Origin of the sequence: Nocardia sp. NBC_00565 (assembly GCF_036345915.1) — a bacterium.
In the GTDB taxonomy this organism is placed as follows: domain Bacteria; phylum Actinomycetota; class Actinomycetes; order Mycobacteriales; family Mycobacteriaceae; genus Nocardia.
Genome location: NZ_CP107785.1, coordinates 662032 through 679058, shown reverse-complemented (window position 1 = coordinate 679058; position 17027 = coordinate 662032). Strand labels below are relative to the sequence as shown.

The window sequence follows — 17027 nt, the reverse complement described above, 5'->3', positions numbered from 1 at the left end:
CGCCCATCCCACGTAAGCCGCGTCTGGCCGTCCGGTAATCCCTGGGAAAGAGCGGTGAACCGAACAGATCGGCGATAGCAGTCCGCTGATTCGAATCGAGCGGGCAGACTTTGATCCGATGCACCGCCTGACCGGTGGACAGGCGGCGATAGAGCACCTTCCACAACGAGGACCGCCGCCACTACGCGCGGCGGCGTCGAGCGCTCGAATCAGTCGAGGATGTTCATCAGTACGCCGAAAAGCATCAGTCCGATGAACCCGGCGATGATCACTGAGGAGAACCTCATCCAGAGCAGACCAGGCCATCGCGGCGGTTGCGGGGCGATCGCGCCGAGCATCCGGCGTGCCGCCGCCGGGCGGTAGTAGACCGGAGTCTGCTGTCCCGGGGCCACCGGAACCACGGTATCCGCGGGCCCCGTATCCGAGGTCCACCAGGGGTGTACGAAGCGCCGGAAGAAGAAGTTTGGTGGGCGCGTGTGGACTTCGACATGGTAGAGGCCCGGTGCCGCGGGTAGGTACGTCGCGCCCCATGAGGTATCCGGTATTTCGTTGCCGTTCACGAAGATTCGCGGTCCGGCCGTCGCGAAGGCCGGTCCCATGATCCACCATCGATAGTATTCCGCGTGGACGAGGATCCCCTGCTGGCCCGGCTGCGGACGGTAGGCTTCCACCGGGTCGTGCGCGGTGCCGTGTTTCAGCAGAAACCCGTGCGGGCCAACCGTATTCGGAGGCGGAGCCGCGTACGTTGCGGCCATGCCGGGCTGCTGCGGCGCGGGAGCATACTGCTGAGGCATGGGCGTTCCGTATGGCTGAAATGTGTTGTGCGGCATAGGCCCGGAGTCCCGATAGGGCTGGTGCGGCCCGGTTTGCGGCGGACCCGCGTACGGCGGGGTCCCTGGCGCGCCGGACGCAGGGCCAGGCCGTTGCTCATTGTTCACGGTAGAAAGTTCTCTTTCGGGTATGCGCTGACAGTCCGCGGGAAGTCACCCACGAACCGCCGAACGCTGACGTCACGCCTGCGTAGGCTGGTTTTCCTTGCCGAGAAGGGCGTAGATGACCGCGGTGACGGCCTGGACGAGTGTGTGCACATCCTTGAAGGCTGCGGCCATTTCGGTGAGCAGTGCCGAAATCTTGAAACCGTCACGAGCCATCCGCCCCACCGCCGCCGTAATTACGTGCGGGATCCCGCCGCCCAAGGTGCACGCGATTTCGATCGTGTACCCGATCAGCGCTCCCGCCAGACTGGTCAGGATGTCCTGCACCAACTTCCGGAACACCTTGACGATCTTCGACACGAGCGCCATGGTTTCGCCGAGGCTGGCGGCTACCCCGCCCGCTCCGGCGATCTGGTCGATCAGATCGGTGGCACGGCTGCGGTAGGCGTCGCCGGCGCTTCCGGTCCACGTCGCGATATCGGCCTCCACGCCCTTTTGCCAACCCTCGCTCATACTGGTGAGCTCATTGGCGATATTCGTCCAAGTGTCGGAGTAGGCCTGCACCATCTCATCGTTTCCGGCAAGCGCGTCCAAGGTCTTCCGATAGGGCTCGACATGCGTGAGCATCCACCCGGCGATCTGATCGCCCACGAATCCGAACGGATCGTAGAAGGCATCCGCCACGGTCACGCCGACTGCGACTCCACCCGTGATCGACTCGAATGTCTTGCCGTTTCGCAGGTTCGCATATGCCTCCCAGGCGTCACCGGCGATGGTGCCGGACAAGAACCCGGGGAGCTTGGTCTCGTCATCCTGTTTGAGGCCGACGTCGTGCCACAGGAAGGCCGTTTCCTGGAAGTACTCATCCCGATAGTCCGTGCCGTCGGCGATCAGCCGGTTGTCGGGCTTCTTCTGGTCGTTGAAGCCGACCGTGTTCTCGTTGAGCCAATCGCCGATCTGCGTGCTCACTTCGCCCCTCCGTTCGTCGCGGCGATCGTCGCGCGCAACTCCGTCAGCGACTTGCCGAAATCGCCATCCTTTTCGTCGAATGTCTCCGCGACGAGCTCGAGTTTGTCCGGTAGCACGGACACATCCTCGGCGAGCTTGCGGATCGCCGCGATGGTGTCGGTGTGGTTGTCGTCGAGCACCATCTTCACGAGCGGCCGCGGTATCGCGCCGAAACCGTCATCCGCACTGCCGAGATAGGTGGCTGCCTCCAGCGACAAGGTCAAACTCTCCATGAGTGTTTTCACCTTCGCGGCGTGTGCCCGAACCTCGCCGGGATCTACCGAAATAGCGTCAGGATTGCCCATGGTTACACCAACCAAGACTTCCGGTTGTAGTACTCGTCATCCGGGTCCGGTTCATCCGGGGTGACGATCTGATCGCGGTCGGGTTTGCGATTGCGCGCCTGTGGCGTCGGCGCTGACGATTCCCATGGGGCCGGTGCCTCGGGCCCCGGCTGCGCCCAAGACTGTGCGGGCGGCGGGGCATAGGTAGGCGGCGGCTGTGGCGCATCGGAAGCGGGCGGCAGTGCGTTGTACGCCGGCACCACGGTTCCGCTCGGCTCGGGATCCGGAAAACGTAGAGCGAATCCTTCGACGATCGCCGCGCCCGACGGATCAGCACCCACGGTGCCCCGAACAACCTCGGCAACCTCAGCGCGCAGCTTCGCCTGCGCCCGCCGCAGACAGGACATGATCTCGGCCGACACCATCGCCGGATCCATCCCCCGGGTACTCGTCGACAGGTTGATCGCAGTGGGAACGCCATTGCTGTCCACCGTGACACTCACCCGGCCACCAGCGCTCGAATCGGTGACCGTCAGCGCCGCCATCCGTCCCTGCAACTCCTCGAACCGTTTGGCCTGACGTTCGAAATCCTCCGCAAGTTGCGCGATACTCTCCGCGGCACGGCTCGGATCGAATACGGCCATCAACACCTCCCACCTCGCGACTACTTACCGCCGACTACCCGGTCGACGAGAACCTCGCTGCGCAAATCACGCATCGACATCTTCAGATGTGTCGTTCACCCACTATTGACGCACCGACGAGCCGATCGGTTCCATCCGGTTTTCGGCAATGTCACAGCAACAGCCCTGTCCCCCTGGACGATCCGACGGGCGGAATCCGCTGGTTCACTCGCGCAAGCAGTGAAATCGCGACGGCACCAGGTGACGGGTGTGCGCAGCCCGCGACCGCCGAAAGCGCACCTGCCCGCGCCTGACACCTCGGACGCATTGAATCCGCGTAACCCGAACAAAACCCCCCGTGCACGCCACCCGTACACACCGGATCGTCCGATTCGTGGACGCGACGCAACCGCTGGTGGGAAGCTCGATGTACCGCAGGTGTCGACCGAGGAAGCGAGACACATGGTCGAGAAAGCGAGTGCGTCCGCAGGGACCAACGGTAAGGCTGTGACGGTGCGGCGGCCGGAGGACATCCGGAATGTGGTGCTGGTCGGGCACAGCGGGTCGGGTAAGACCACGTTGGTGGAGGCGTTGGCGCTGACCACGGGTGCGGTGAATCGTGCGGGGCGGGTGGAGGACGGGACGTCACTGTCGGATTACGACGAGATCGAGCATCGCCAGCATCGGTCGGTGCAGCTGTCGGTGGTGCCGATGGCGTGGTCGGGCAAGAAGATCAATCTGGTGGATACCCCCGGATATGCCGATTTCGTCGGTGAGTTGCGCGCGGGCCTGCGGGCCGCCGACGCCGCCCTGTTCGTGGTGTCGGCCGCCGAGGGCGCGGAGGGGGTCAGCGGTGCGACGCGCACGCTGTGGGAGGAATGCGCGAGCGTCGGCATGCCGCGCGCGATCGTGATCACCCACCTGGACACCGCGCGGGCCGACCTCGAGGAAATGACCGAGACCTGCCGCACCGTGCTGGGCGGCGGGTCGTCGGAAAGCATTCTCCCCCTGCATCTTCCCGAGTACGGGCCGCGGGGTGCCGACGGGCACCGCCCGGTTACCGGGCTCGTCGAACTGCTCACCCAGCACGTCTGCGATTACACCGCGGGCGAACGCAGCCAGGGTGAGCCGACCGCCGACCAAGCGACCCGGATCGCGGAGGCCCGCAACCGGCTCATCGAGGGCATCATCGCCGAGAGCGAGGACGAATCGCTCATGGAGCGCTACCTCGGCGGCGAGAATATCGACCTGGACACCCTGGTCACCGATCTCGAACGGGCGGTCGCGCGCGGCAGCTTCCATCCGGTCCTGATCGGCGCGCCCGCACCGGAGGGCGCCAAGCACGGGCTTGGCACCGTCGAACTGCTCGACCTGATCATCGGCGGCTTCCCGACGCCCTCGGAACATCCGGTCTCGGCCGCGACCACCACCGACGGCGCCGCGCCCACCCCGCTGCTGTGCGATCCGGACGGCGCGCTGGCGGCCGAAGTGATCCGCACCGCCTCGGACCCCTACGTCGGGCGGGTCTCGCTGGTCCGTGTCTTCTCCGGCACCCTGCGTCCCGACGAGACGGTGCACGTGTGCGGACATGGTCTGGAGGACCGCGGCCACGAGAGTCACGATATCGACGAGCGGATCGGGGCCGTCACCGCGCCGTTCGGTAAACAGCAGCGCCCGCTCACGCAGGCCATCGCCGGTGACATCGCCTACGTCACCAAACTGAGCCACGCCGAGACCGGCGACACCCTCTCCGGCACCGCCGCGCCGCTGCTCATCGAGCCCTGGCGGATGCCCGATCCGCTACTGCCCATTGCTATTCGGGCGCACAGCAAGGCCGACGAGGACAAGCTCTCGCACGGCCTGTCCCGGTTGGCGGCCGAGGATCCGGCGATGCGGTTGGAGCAGAACGGCGATACCCATCAGATCGTGCTGTGGTGTCTCGGCGAGGCGCATCGTGATGTGGCGCTGGAGCGGCTGCGCACCCGATTCGGGGTGCAGGTCGATGTGGAGGACCACAAGGTCGCGCTGCGGGAGACGTTCGCGGGTAAGGCCGCCGCCAAGGGCAGGCATGTCAAACAGTCCGGCGGCCACGGCCAGTACGCGGTCTGTGAAATCGAGGTGGAGCCGCTGCCCGGCGGGTCCGGTATCGAGTTCGTGGACAAGGTGGTGGGCGGAGTCGTTCCGCGCCAGTTCATTCCGTCGGTGGAGAAGGGTGTGCGGGCGCAGGCCGCGCGCGGGGTGGCGGCCGGATATCCGCTGGTCGATGTCCGCGTGACGCTCTTCGACGGCAAGGCCCATTCCGTCGATTCCTCGGACGCGGCGTTCCAGACCGCCGGTGCGCTCGCACTGCGCGAAGCGGCGGCGAGCGCGGGCATCGATCTGCTCGAGCCGTTGGCCGAGGTCTGGGTGGTGGTATCGGATGACTATGTCGGGCCGGTGCTGAGCGATCTGTCCAGCCGTCGTGGACGCGTGCTCGGCACCGAACCACACGGCACCGGACGCACCCGTATCCACGCCGAGGTGCCCGAGCTCGAACTCACCAGGTACGCCATCGATCTGCGCTCGATATCGCACGGCACCGGCGACTTCACCCGCTCCTATACCCGCCACGAGCCCATGCCGGGCGCTCTTGCCGCAACCATCCGCGAGCACACCAAAAAGCAAGGCTAGCAGTACAATTCGCTGAGTCGAGCCGCGCGGACAGGAACCGCTCAGCTAGATCCACGCAATTCGGGCCCACCCTGTGCAGGATGGGCCCGAACCTTTCTACTAGCTGACCAGGTTCTTGCGGAGTTGGACGAGGGTTCCGCCATCAAGCCCGAGGCCCTGAGTCAGGAACTTCCCGAAGTCGCCGTAGGTCTGCTCCAGCGCATCGATCACGGTATCCAGATAGTCGACACGCACTTCCTGCAGCGGGATGAGCAGATCCGGATTCTGCATCAGCCCCGCCTGCTTCACTTGCTCACGCAATTTGGCATCGGCCGCGGCCCGATACTGGTTCGACAGCAGATAATCCTGCCGCGCAGTCGATTCCGGCACACCGACCGCCCGCAGCACCACATATGTCAGCCACCCGGTCCGATCCTTACCGGAGGTGCAGTGATACAGCGTCGCCCGATCGGTGGCCGCCAGATCCCGAATCGTCTGTCCGAACTTCGCCCGCGAATCCGCACTGAGGAAGCTCCGATATACGGTGGCCATGATCTCCTCGGCTTTCCCGTTCCCGAGCAGATCCTCCTGCCGCTGCGGATCCCGTGACTGAATCGCCGCCATCATCTGCTGGAACAGCCCGGTGTCATCGATCGGCCGCGCCACCTGCTGCACCCCCGCAGGCACTTTGTCCGCGCCCATGAATTGGACCTCCGCCGCCGTCCGCAAATCAATGACGGTCTTCAGATTCAGCGCACCGAGTTTCGCCACATCCGAATCGGTCAGCTTCTCCAGCGAATCCGCCCGAATAGCTTTGCCCGACTTGACCTTCGCCCCGTCATAAGTCCGATACCCGCCGATATCCCGAACATTCACTGCCCCTTGCAAGTCGATCCGCACAGCAGCGGTCTCGACCGTCGGCTCGGCAACCGCCGGCGGCACCCCACTCGCAATCAAGCCGAATGTCACTGCGGCAGCACCGATAAGAGAAAGAACTGAAATCTTCATGGCGCGGAACAGTAGAGCTGTGCCACCCGCCCGACTAGCTTTCCGCCCGATCCCGCCGCCGATACCCCACTCACCGAGACCCCCATTCCACCCACCGAGACTCACCACCGAAATCCCCTACAGCCCAACCATTTCCGCACTCGCACCCCAAACGCTCCCAGCAACTATCCGCGTCGCTCCAGATACTCAGCCGACGGGCGCTCCAATTCCGGATGCTCACGCCAGTACAGATACCCATGGATCGCCACCATCGCCCAGTGCCACGCGTCATCATGAAAGACCAGCCCCCGATGCGGCACATCGCTCGGCTCGAACGGATACGCCGCCAGCGCATCAGCGACAGCCTGCTCCGGCGTGCGCCCACCGCAACGCTCCATCACCCAAGCGAAGTCCTCCCGCGCGTCCGCGAGCATGCGGATGTATTCGTCTTCCCGCCAGGTCATGCGCGCATAGTAGGCAAGGTTTCGGATGGAATCCTCAAGCGACCTTCCAGGTCCGATCACCAAGAGTCACGACGACATCGACCGTCCCGCCGAGAGCCGTGACGTATGCCTTGATGGTGTCGATGCCCGCAATCTCTCCATGCTCGATCTTCGAAATTCTGGCCTGCGATACGCCCAGTGCTTCGGCGAGATCTACCTGCGTAAGACCAGCGGCCTTACGCATTTCAGCCAACTGATGCCCGCGGACATACGCCTCGCGCCGATCGCGCGCCGCGGCCACACCTGCCGCACGCTCCGCATCGGTACGCGGATCGGCCGCCCGAGCCTTCGCCTTGACGTCTTTCCATTTCGCGTATTCGGTACTCATTGCTGCTCCTTCAGCGCCTCGAGATGCTCGGTGAAGCGCTTGTCGGCCAATGGAATCGCGTCGCGATACCACCTTTGCCAGTTACCCGACTTGTCGCCTGCGACAAGGAAAATCGCTTCTCTGGCCGGGTCGAAGGCGAACAGCATGCGCACCTCTGTCGACCCAGCCGAGGGAGGCCTCAACTCTTTCATGTTGTGATAGCTGCTGCCCTTGATCCGATCGACCAACGGCCGACCCGCACACGGACCTTCTTCGGCAAGCTGATCGAGGGCGTCTTCGATGAGATCGCCTGTCTCGGGATCGCTCGAGCAGGTTACCAAGTACCACGACTCCACCTCCGGATGAAGACTGATCTCCCAGGTCACCACCGCGAGTATAACCTAATTGTCATATCTCGGGGCCGACCAAGACACTGGTGATGCGACCGGCCCGCCCAACGCCCGACCGATCGCGTCGCAGGCTCGCTGCCGTTCCTTCTCGGAAATGGGACCATCGCGCCACTCATAGTCGTCGAGAGTTGCCGCGGGGCTCTTCATGCCTTCGTGGGTCATATCGGCCATGGCGTCGATTCTGTCCAGGTGGACGTAGGTACCACCAGCGGGTTTCGCTCGAATCGACATGGCAGCGTCGGATGATCGGCACCGACGGAACGGGACGAGCCCTCCCGCTGCGGTAGCGGGAGGGCTCGAAACGTCTTGCGTTACAACGACTTACACGTCGAAGTAGAGCTCGAACTCGTAGGGGTGCGGACGGAGGTTCACCGGGGCGATTTCGTTTTCGCGCTTGAGGGTGATCCAGGTCTCGATGAGGTCCGGGGTGAAGACGTTGCCTTCGGTCAGGTAGTCGTGATCCTGCTCGAGGCGGTCGATGACCGAGGCCAGGCTGGTGGGGGCCTGCGGGATGTTCTTGGCCTCCTCCGGGGGGAGCTCGTAGAGGTCCTTGTCGACCGGGGCCTTGGGCTCGATCTTCTTCTTGATGCCGTCCAGACCGGCCATCATCATGGCGGCGAAGGCCAGGTACGGGTTGCCCGAGGAGTCCGGCGCGCGGAATTCGATGCGCTTGGCCTTCGGGTTGTTGCCGGTCACCGGGATACGCACGGCGGCCGAACGGTTGCGCTGCGAGTAGACCAGGTTGATCGGGGCCTCGTAGCCCGGAACCAGACGGTGGTAGGAGTTCACGGTCGGGTTGGTGAACGCCAGCAGCGACGGCGCGTGGTGCAGGATGCCGCCGATGTAGTGGCGTGCCAGATCCGACAGACCCGCGTATCCGGCCTCGTCGTGGAACAGCGGCTTGCCGTCCTTCCACAGCGACTGGTGCACGTGCATGCCCGAGCCGTTGTCACCGAAGAGCGGCTTCGGCATGAAGGTGACGGTCTTGCCCTCGGCCCACGCGGTGTTCTTCACGATGTACTTGAACAGCTGCAGGTCGTCGGCCGCACCGAGCAGCGTGCCGAACCGGTAGTTGATCTCGGCCTGACCGGCGGTGCCGACCTCGTGGTGGCCGCGCTCGAGCTCGAAGCCCGCGTTCTGCAGGTTGGTCGAGATCTTGTCGCGCAGGTCGACGTAGTGGTCGTACGGCGCGACCGGGAAGTAACCGCCCTTGTTGCGGACCTTGTAGCCGCGGTTCAGGGTGCCGTCCGGGTTGAACTCCGCGCCGGTGTTCCAGGAGCCCGAGATCGACTCGATCTCGTAGAAGGCGCCGTTCATGCCCGAGTCGTAGCGGATCGAGTCGAAGATGTAGAACTCGGCCTCGGCACCGAAGAAGGCGGTGTCGGCGATGCCGGTGCTCTTCAGGTACTCCTCCGCCTTGCGCGCGACGTTACGCGGGTCGCGGCTGTAGGCCTCGCGGGTGAACGGGTCGTGCACGAAGAAGTTGAGGTTCAGCGTCCTGGCGGCGCGGAACGGGTCCAGGCGCGCGGTGCCGTAGTCGGGGAGCAGCAGCATGTCCGACTCGTCGATGGACTGGAAGCCACGGACGGAGGAGCCGTCGAACGCTAGCCCTTCCTCAGCGAGGTCAGCGGTGAAAGCCTTCGCGGGGATCGAGAAGTGCTGCTGCACACCCGGAAGATCGCTGAAGCGAATGTCGACGTATTCGACTTCCTCTTCTTTGATGTACTTGATGACCTCGTCGGCCGTGCTGAACGTCACTTGTTCTCCTTACGGATCGGTTCCCAGCCAGTGTCGATTGCATGGGTTCGTCGCGTCCAGACGGTATGGACGCGGTGTTTCCCAGTCATCAAGGCTGTGTTTCGCCAGTGTTACACGTGCGGCTGGCCGGGTGTTGAAGGCCACCCGGGCTCGAACAGCATGGTAATCCTGCCATCCGTGACAGCACTCGCCGAGGTCAACTCCGGTTATGCGATGTCCTACGCACGGTCGTAGGGGCCTATTCTGGGGGTCATGGCACGCATCAGCGGATCCTGGCTCTCCGGACCTTCGGCGGACCCGGGCGATCCGGCAACTCCAGAGTTCCCCGGCCAGAACCTGGGCCTGCCGCGCTCGGGCGCGGGGTCGCTGGTCGGCATGCTGCGCCGCATCGCCGCGCTGGTGGTGGACTGGTTCATCGCGCTCGGCGTGACCGCCATCATCATCCGGCCCAATCCGGACAAAATCATCGCCGGCATGGATATCCCAGCCGGAAAGCCGCGGCCCTCGAATTTCGAGGCCGTGGTGAGCGCGCTGACCACCCCGAATCTGCTCGTCTGGTTCGTTATCGGTGTCGTCGCGGTGTCGTTGTTCGGCTACACCCCGGGCCAGTACTTCCTGCGCCTGCGCGTCATCCGTGTCGACGCCCCGGTAGCGGTCGGTTTCGTGCGCGCACTGGCCCGCCAGGTCCTGCTGGTCTTCGTAGTGCCCGCCCTGTTCACCGACGCCGACGGTCGCGGTATGCACGATCGCGCCACCGGCACCGCCGTCGTCCGCTCGCGCTAGCGCCCGGCCGATCCGACTTTCGGACGCGCCCGAGGCGAACACACCCGGTGCGCCAGCGTTGAATGGTTCGTCTCAGACAGCGGGGATGTCATCCTGATGGAGTGATCACGCCCGGCCGATAAATAAGCGAAGGCCCGCACCCAACTGATGGGGATGCGGGCCCTCGAGAACGAACTGCTCAGCGGCGACGGATGGTGCGCTGCACGCCACGCATCTTGGCGCCCGCGGGCATCGGACCCTTGGGCAGTGCGGGACCGCCCTTCGAGCCCAGTGCGGAGAGGCGGCCCTCGATGAGGTCCATCCGCTTGACGTCGATATTGCGGGGCAGCTTGGTCAGGTGCTTCTGCAGTTCCTTGAGCGAGATCTGGCCCTCGTCGTTGCCGATGATGATGTCGTAGATCGGGGTGTCACCGATGAGGCGCGCGGTGCGCTTCTTCTCCTGCGCCAGCAGGGATTTCAGCCGCTGCGGCGAACCCTCGCCGATCAGGATGACGCCGGGCAGGCCGATCACCCGGTGCACCGCGTCCAGCTGGGTGGTTGCGGCGACGCCGTTGCTGACCCGCCACTTGCCCTGCAGATTCTCCAGCACCCAGGCCGCCGCGCCTGCTTGGCCCTCGGCCTTGGCGTAGACATTGCGCTGCACCCGGCGACCGAAGATGATGAACGCGACCAGCACGCCGAGCAGCAGACCGAGCGGCAGCAGGAACCACTGCAGCCCGAAGATCAGGCCGACCACCAGAAATACGACCGTGATGCCGACGACGGCGCCGATCATCAAAGGCAGCAGCAGCTTGTCTTCCTTGCGCTGCATCTGGAACGCCTGCCAGAGCTGCTTGCGGCGTTCTTTCGACTGCTGCTTGCGGGCCGCTTTCGCCGCGGCCTTCGCTTCCTTCGACGGCGTGCCGCCCTTGCCTACTGCCATGGTTCACAGGATAGTGCCACGTCGGGCGCGTCGGCCCACCGCGTCAGTTCAGCCCGCGACGGGCGATCGGGCCGAGGGCGGTGAGATCCAGATCACCGGAGGTCTCGGTCCAGCCCATGGCACGCAGTTCGACCGGTTCGGCGACGCCGAGCGCGTCACGCAGGCCGATGGCCACCGAACGGGCGAGTCCGACCAGGGTGTCCAGGGACAATGGCCACAGCAGGGTGCGGGTCCAATTATCGATTTCGCGCCGCACGATCGGCTCGCGCCAGCCGAGATCGCGTAATGTACGCTCACCGGTCGACGAGATGGGCTGCGCGAGATAGGAATTGCCCGCCAGTTCGACGGACAGTTTGATGTCGTATTGCACGAATTGGACGTATCGATTGCCGGGCGCCGCGATGATCAGCGTTGCCCGGGAAGGCAGTTCGGATAGGCATTGCGCCAGTGCCCGCACGAATTTGTCCCAATCCGTGGTCACCGGCTCACTCATACTTCCCCCGGGGACTCGCACTGGCCCGATCTTACGCCCCGCTACCTGAGACACCAGCCGAAAATTATTGGCCGAGCGCAAACTTCAGATCTGCGATAGCAATAGCGAATAACCCGCCGTTCTCCCCCGAACGACGGGCCACGCTCCTTGAATCAAGCCGCGGCGGCAACCGGCCCCGATGGCATCGTCGCGTTCCGCGGTCGCCGGTCGCGAGCTTCCAATTCCGCGACGCGGCCGAGCCCGCGGAAAACCGGAACGCCGAGCGTGCGGCTCGCCGGCCGCAGCCCCCACGACGCCACCACGCATATCGCGAAAAAGCCCGTGTAGATCAGGTGATTCGCGGCGGAATGGTGGGCGATATGCGATGCGAACCCGCCGGTCAGATCGAAAAACGCACCGGCATAGGCCCATTCCTTCACCAGCGGAAATCGCGGCGCGAGAATTGCCATGGCGCCGAGCACTTTCCAGAATCCGAGGATGGTCATGACATAGGTCGGATAGCCCAGTTCGGTCATGCCGCCAGCGGTGCCGCCGCGTTGGAGCAAGTCGGCGACACCGCCCGTCGCCAGTACGAAGACCAGCAGTGCGGTGGTAACCCAATATCCGATCGATCGTGCGTTGCTCATCGTGGCTCTCCCTGCCTCGTTCGCTCGGCGCGATCTCGTCACGCGCCGTCACACCACTGACCGATGGCTCGGCAAAGATGTGACAGCGCGGCTCAGCCCGCCTGCACCTCGAGTTCCATGAGCTCCAATGTCGCCGGATCGGCGAGCAGATCGATGGCGACGATGCGGCCCTCGGAGACGGTGAAGTCGAAGACCACCCGCGCCGTGCCGCCCACCGCCCAGACCGCGCCCGCGCGGCCGTCGATGAGCGCCAGTCGCGCCGCCTTGGCCCGGCCGGAGAAGGTTTGCGCCACGGCATCCGCGCCGAGCGCGCCCGCCGCGCCGGTCGCGAGCGCGGCGGCGTCGACGCGCAGCACCACGTCGGGATCGAGCAGGGTCAGCAGCGCCTCGAATTCGCCGCTGCGCGATGCGGCGAGGAAGGCGTCGACGCGTGGCCGGTCAGGACATCGGTCTCGACCCCAACGGCCACAAGAAGGGTATGACCGGCCCGGTCGGCTATTGGCACGTCGAGGACATCGAGAAGCACCTGACCGCGCTGGTGGAGGCGGGCGCGGAGGTGGTCCAGCAGCCGACCGACGTCGGCGGCGGAAAGCTGATCGCGATGTTCAAGGACGCCGACGACAATATTGTCGGCCTGATGCAGCCGTAGTCCGGACGTGATCGATACTGGATCCGAAGCCGGTCCCCGGTCCGCCAACGCAGCGATGCGAGCCGCGTAGACACCCCGGTTCCGGGGGCTGGACTATCGACCAACGGCGGTCGATAGTTCTCGGGTGGCTGTCGGTTCGGTGGTGTGGCGGGGGCTGGCCGGGGTTGTGCTGATGCTTAGTGTGCTCGCGCCGGTGACGGCGGCCGAGCCGGTGGGGGTGCCCTTCCAGTGGTCGCAGACCTTCATCACAGCGGCGGACGGCACTCGGTTGCACGCCGATATCCTGCGTCCCGAGGGTGTTGCCGAGGACACTCGCACGCCGGTGGTGCTCACGGTCAGCCCGTATCGGTCGCATACCGCCTATCTGAGCCTGCCGCGGCTGGAGGGCGGTCCGTCCACCGAAGACTTGCACGTGGCGATGTTCCTGAACGCGGGCTACACCTATGTCATCGTCGACCTTCGCGGGTACGGCGGGTCGTCGGGCTGTCCGGATTTCGGTGGCCCGGGCGAACGTTCGGATGTAGCCACCGCGGTGCAGTGGGCCGCGGGCCAACCGTGGTCGACCGGCCGGGTGGGCATGATCGGCACCTCGTACGAGGGGTGGACCGGGATGATGGGCCTGGCCGTCAAGCCCGCGGGTCTGGCCGCCGTCGCCGCGTTCGGATCGGGCGTCGATCAGTATTCGTACCTCTACATGCAGGGCATTTCCTGGAAGTTCTCCGGTAAACCGGTCACCGAACAAGGGATTCGCCCGTCGGATATGGCGGGTATGGAGCATCTGCTGATCGCCTCCACCCCGGGCCGTCCGGACGACTCTCCCGAGTACCGGTCCAACGCCGTCCAGATATCTCCCGAGTGCTACCGGCAATTCGCGGCGAACGCCACCGACCACAACGGCGGCACCGCCTTCTGGCGTGACCGTGATCTCGTGGAACAGTTGCGCGACAACACCATTCCGCTGTTTCTCGGCCAAGGCTTCCTCGACTACAACACCCGCGCCTATCGCATATTCGACGTCTGGAACGGACTCGGCCCCGGCGAGCACCGCGCCTGGTTCGGCCAATGGGGTCACAACGACTGCCATACCAAATGCGCCGCACCGGATTTCGACTCCCAACTGCTCGCCTTCTTCGATAGACAGGTGGCGGGCCGCGATGTCGAGGTGCCGGGCCCGCGCATCACCGTCGGCCAATTCGACGGCGGCTGGCGCTCCGAAACCGCGTGGCCGCCCGCCGATTCGCGCCGCGTCCCGATCGACCTGCGCATCGGCACGTACACCGACCGCGGCCTGCTGCCGGGGCCCGATCGGGAAATCTGGTCCATATCCGAACCGCTGACATCCGAGCAGCACATCTCGGGTATTCCGACGGCATCGCTGCGCCTGTCCGGTCCCCCGTCGGCGACGGCCGCGGTCGAGTTGTTCGATATCGAACCCAGCGGCCGCGCCACCGTCATCACCCGCGGCATCGCCCCGGTCGCCGACACCGCCGACATCAGACTCCTCGCGCAGGACTGGCCCATCCCCGCGGGCCACCGCCTCGGCGTCCGCATCACCGATGTCGTCGACGACGTCTGGTCCCACGCCCCCGCCAACGCTCAGGTCACCGTCCTCGCGGCTCGTCTCGAACTTCCCCTCCTCACCGATCCCCGCACCCCCGACCGCACCGGCGGCACCAGCGAGGCCTGGGCGAAGTGGCGTGACCAGAAGGTCCGCACCCTCGGCCCCGACGTGTTGAACAATGCAGTAATGCCCATGAACTTGCCGAACGAGACCGGCCCTCGATGACGAGTAACGCCGCGCATACCCACCCGGCGGCGGTTGTCGTCGACGCCGACGTCGCCGAACGCCTCGCGCAAGCCCTGCGCTGCGCGACGATTTCCCACGAACCGGACATCACCTCGACGGACCGACCGGACACCAGTGACGCCGAATTCGTCCGCCTGGCCGCCCACCTCGAGCAGTCCTTCCCGCTGGTGCACGCCGAACTCGAGTTGGAGCGGTTCGGCCACAGCAGGCTCTATCGCTGGGCGGGGGCCGAGCCGGACCAGGTGTCGGCGATCCTGCTCGCGCATCAGGATGTAGTGCCGTGCGATGACCTGGGACGGTGGACGCATCCGCCGTTCGCGGGGGTCGTGGATGACGAATTCATTTGGGGGCGTGGCGCGATCGATGACAAGAGTCGGCTGCTCGCCATTCTGGAGGCGGTCGAATCCGCGCTCGCGGCAGGCATTCGACCGCGACACACCATCTATCTTGCGTTCGGGCACGACGAGGAGGCATTCGGGGACACCGGCGCGAGCCTGATGGCGCGGCGGCTGCGTGAATCCGGTGTCCACGCGGATCTGCTGCTCGACGAGGGCGGCGTCATCCTCGACGGCGTCACCAATGAGGTGGACCGACCGGTGGCCTCGATCATGGTCGGTGAGAAAGGCTATGTGACCGTTCGCCTTTCGGTCACCGCCGTGGGCGGACATTCCTCCATGCCCGGCAGACAGACCGCCGTCGGCCGGATCGCCCGCGCGGTCGGCCGAATTCAGGATCATCCGATGCCGCTGCGGCTGACCCCCGTGGTGGCCGACATGCTCGAGCGGCTGCGCCAGGTCATGCCGGCGTATCGCCGCCGCCTGCTCAGGTTCGCCAGGGTAGCCGCGCCGGTGATCACCCGGGTGATGGCGGCGAGCCCGCAAACCGAGGCGCTGGTCCGCACGACGACCGCGCCGACGGTCATTCGCGGCGGTGTGAAGCCCAACGTGCTGCCCCAGCAGGCCGAAGCCCTGGTGAATTTCCGCATCCTGCCCGGCGATTCGATCGCCTCGGTGCTCGCACACTGCCGCAAGGTGGTGCGCGACGCGGACGTGCGGATCGAGGTCATCGGCAAGACCTCCGAGCCGTCCCCCGGCAAACCGCCCGGCCCGGCATTCGACTTGATCGCCGGCCTCGCCACGGCCATTGTCCCCGGCATCGCGGTGACCACCGGAATCGTCCCCGGCGCCACCGATTCCCGGCACTACGACGGCCTCGCCGCCACCCGCTGCAACTTCGCCCCCATCGTGCTGACCCAGGCGGATCTGGAAACGATCCATGGAACCGACGAGCGCATCTCCCTGGTGAACTACGCTCGGCTCATCGAGTTCAATCGGCGGCTGATCGATCAGCTCGCGGCGCCGCCACCGACACCAGGAGCCGACGCATGACAACCGATCCGGAAGCGAGCGAGTCCCCCGAACCGGCGACCCGCACCGCGAGTGGCGAATTCGATGGCATCGGCAGCCGGATCGCTTGGCGCGCATGGCTTCCCGAGGGTCCGGCCCGCGCGGCGATCGTACTCGTGCACGGCGTCGCCGAACACTCCGGACGCTACGTGCATGTCGGAAAACGCTTGGCGGACAGCAGTTTCGCCGTCTACGCGCTCGACCATCTCGGCCACGGCAAATCGGCGGGCAACAACGCGAATATCGGCTCGATGGCGGGCGCCGCCGACAATGTCGCGCAGATGCTGAAGATCGCCTGCCGTGAGCATCCGGATGTGCCGCGCTTCCTGGTCGCACATTCGATGGGCAGCCTGATCACGCTGTACCTGGCCACCCGCGCACCGATCGATGTCGATGGCATCGTGGTCTCGGCCCCGCCGCTGGATATCGCCGTCGGCAATCCGCTGCAGCGCCTGGTCGGCCCGCTGCTGTCCCGGTTCGCGCCGAATCTCGGTGTGCTGAAACTGGATTCGTCGATGATCAGCCGCGATCCCGAGGTGGTCCGCGCCTACGACGCGGACCCGCTGGTCTTCCGCGGCAAACTCCCGGCCCGCACCGGTATGGAGATGCTGAATGCGACGGAGTTCGTCAAGAACCGGCTGGACAAGCTCACGGTGCCACTCCTGGTCCTGCACGGCACCGCCGACGCCATCGCGGCACCGTCGAGCAGCGACCGGCTGGAGAATTCCGCGGGGTCGAAGGATCTGACCGTGATCCGCTACGAGGGCCTCTACCACGAGGTCTTCAACGAACCCGAACAGGACAAGGTGCTCGCCGACGTGGTGGAGTGGCTCGAAGCGCACCTACCGGGCGAGTAGAACCGGCAAGTAGGCTCTGG

General features: G+C 65.5%; 19 protein-coding genes. 6 read left to right on the top strand and 13 right to left on the bottom strand.

Annotated elements, in window-relative coordinates; genetic code table 11:
• Positions 1-209: 209 nt before the first annotated feature.
• From OG874_RS03490 to OG874_RS03475, 4 genes are all read right to left on the bottom strand, one after another.
• Positions 210-794, bottom strand: a complete 585-nt coding sequence (locus tag OG874_RS03490) for a hypothetical protein (RefSeq protein ID WP_330253679.1) — start codon at positions 792-794, stop codon at positions 210-212.
• Between the two features lie 216 nt (positions 795-1010).
• Positions 1011-1904, bottom strand: a complete 894-nt coding sequence (locus OG874_RS03485; RefSeq protein WP_330253678.1) for a hypothetical protein — start codon at positions 1902-1904, stop codon at positions 1011-1013.
• Positions 1901-2176 carry a hypothetical protein gene (locus OG874_RS03480; RefSeq protein ID WP_330253677.1) on the bottom strand — a complete coding sequence of 92 codons (276 nt, stop codon included), beginning with the start codon at positions 2174-2176 and terminating at the stop codon, positions 1901-1903. Before OG874_RS03480 ends, OG874_RS03485 begins: the two co-directional genes overlap by 4 nt.
• 74 nt (positions 2177-2250) lie before the next feature.
• Positions 2251-2871 carry a YbaB/EbfC family nucleoid-associated protein gene (locus tag OG874_RS03475; protein WP_330253676.1) on the bottom strand — a complete coding sequence of 207 codons (621 nt, stop codon included), beginning with the start codon at positions 2869-2871 and terminating at the stop codon, positions 2251-2253.
• Positions 2872-3312: 441 nt separating this feature from the next.
• Between OG874_RS03475 and OG874_RS03470 the strand changes: the two genes are divergently transcribed.
• Entirely contained in the window at positions 3313-5520 is a 2208-nt protein-coding gene (locus OG874_RS03470) for an elongation factor G-like protein EF-G2 (protein ID WP_330253675.1), read from the top strand.
• Positions 5521-5619: 99 nt separating this feature from the next.
• Here the strand turns inward: OG874_RS03470 and OG874_RS03465 are convergent, their stop codons facing one another.
• The 5 genes from OG874_RS03465 to glnA form a co-directional block, all read right to left on the bottom strand.
• Complete coding sequence (locus OG874_RS03465; protein ID WP_330253674.1) at positions 5620-6507, bottom strand: tyrosine-protein phosphatase; 888 nt, start codon at positions 6505-6507, stop codon at positions 5620-5622.
• Positions 6508-6671: 164 nt separating this feature from the next.
• A complete protein-coding gene (locus tag OG874_RS03460; RefSeq protein ID WP_330253673.1) occupies positions 6672-6950 on the bottom strand; it encodes a hypothetical protein in 279 nt (92 codons plus the stop codon).
• 34 nt (positions 6951-6984) lie between these two features.
• Positions 6985-7317: a helix-turn-helix domain-containing protein gene (locus OG874_RS03455; RefSeq protein WP_330253672.1), complete on the bottom strand. Its 333-nt coding sequence runs from the start codon at positions 7315-7317 to the stop codon at positions 6985-6987.
• Positions 7314-7682: a type II toxin-antitoxin system RelE/ParE family toxin gene (locus OG874_RS03450; protein ID WP_330253671.1), complete on the bottom strand. Its 369-nt coding sequence runs from the start codon at positions 7680-7682 to the stop codon at positions 7314-7316. The genes OG874_RS03455 and OG874_RS03450 overlap by 4 nt, the downstream gene beginning before the upstream one ends.
• A 345-nt stretch (positions 7683-8027) precedes the next feature.
• Positions 8028-9464, bottom strand: a complete 1437-nt coding sequence (gene glnA, locus OG874_RS03445) for a type I glutamate--ammonia ligase (protein ID WP_330253670.1) — start codon at positions 9462-9464, stop codon at positions 8028-8030.
• A 252-nt stretch (positions 9465-9716) separates the two neighbouring features.
• On the opposite strand from glnA, the gene OG874_RS03440 reads away from it, so the two are divergent.
• Positions 9717-10247, top strand: a complete 531-nt coding sequence (locus OG874_RS03440; protein WP_330253669.1) for an RDD family protein — start codon at positions 9717-9719, stop codon at positions 10245-10247.
• 178 nt (positions 10248-10425) lie between these two features.
• Here the strand turns inward: OG874_RS03440 and OG874_RS03435 are convergent, their stop codons facing one another.
• The 4 genes from OG874_RS03435 to OG874_RS03420 form a co-directional block, all read right to left on the bottom strand.
• On the bottom strand, positions 10426-11169 hold the full coding sequence (locus tag OG874_RS03435) for a DUF4191 domain-containing protein (RefSeq protein ID WP_330253668.1): 744 nt from the start codon (positions 11167-11169) through the stop codon (positions 10426-10428).
• Positions 11170-11212: 43 nt separating this feature from the next.
• Positions 11213-11662 (bottom strand): TY-Chap domain-containing protein, encoded by a 450-nt coding sequence (locus OG874_RS03430; protein WP_330253667.1) that lies wholly within the window; start codon positions 11660-11662, stop codon positions 11213-11215.
• Between the two features lie 152 nt (positions 11663-11814).
• The gene (locus tag OG874_RS03425) at positions 11815-12288 is read right to left on the bottom strand and encodes a DoxX family protein (RefSeq protein WP_330253666.1); all 474 of its coding nucleotides are present in this window, start codon (positions 12286-12288) and stop codon (positions 11815-11817) included.
• A gap of 92 nt (positions 12289-12380) precedes the next feature.
• Positions 12381-12647: a hypothetical protein gene (locus OG874_RS03420; RefSeq protein ID WP_330253665.1), complete on the bottom strand. Its 267-nt coding sequence runs from the start codon at positions 12645-12647 to the stop codon at positions 12381-12383.
• Positions 12648-12718: 71 nt separating this feature from the next.
• On the opposite strand from OG874_RS03420, the gene OG874_RS03415 reads away from it, so the two are divergent.
• The 4 genes from OG874_RS03415 (at position 12719) to OG874_RS03400 (ending at position 17007) form a co-directional block, all read left to right on the top strand.
• Positions 12719-12937: a VOC family protein gene (locus tag OG874_RS03415; RefSeq protein WP_330253664.1), complete on the top strand. Its 219-nt coding sequence runs from the start codon at positions 12719-12721 to the stop codon at positions 12935-12937.
• 124 nt (positions 12938-13061) lie between these two features.
• A complete protein-coding gene (locus OG874_RS03410) occupies positions 13062-14723 on the top strand; it encodes a CocE/NonD family hydrolase (protein WP_330253663.1) in 1662 nt (553 codons plus the stop codon).
• Positions 14720-16132, top strand: coding sequence for a M20/M25/M40 family metallo-hydrolase (locus tag OG874_RS03405; protein WP_330253662.1), 1413 nt, complete (start codon positions 14720-14722; stop codon positions 16130-16132). Before OG874_RS03410 ends, OG874_RS03405 begins: the two co-directional genes overlap by 4 nt.
• Positions 16129-17007, top strand: a complete 879-nt coding sequence (locus tag OG874_RS03400) for an alpha/beta hydrolase (protein WP_330253661.1) — start codon at positions 16129-16131, stop codon at positions 17005-17007. Before OG874_RS03405 ends, OG874_RS03400 begins: the two co-directional genes overlap by 4 nt.
• Positions 17008-17027 lie beyond the last annotated feature (20 nt).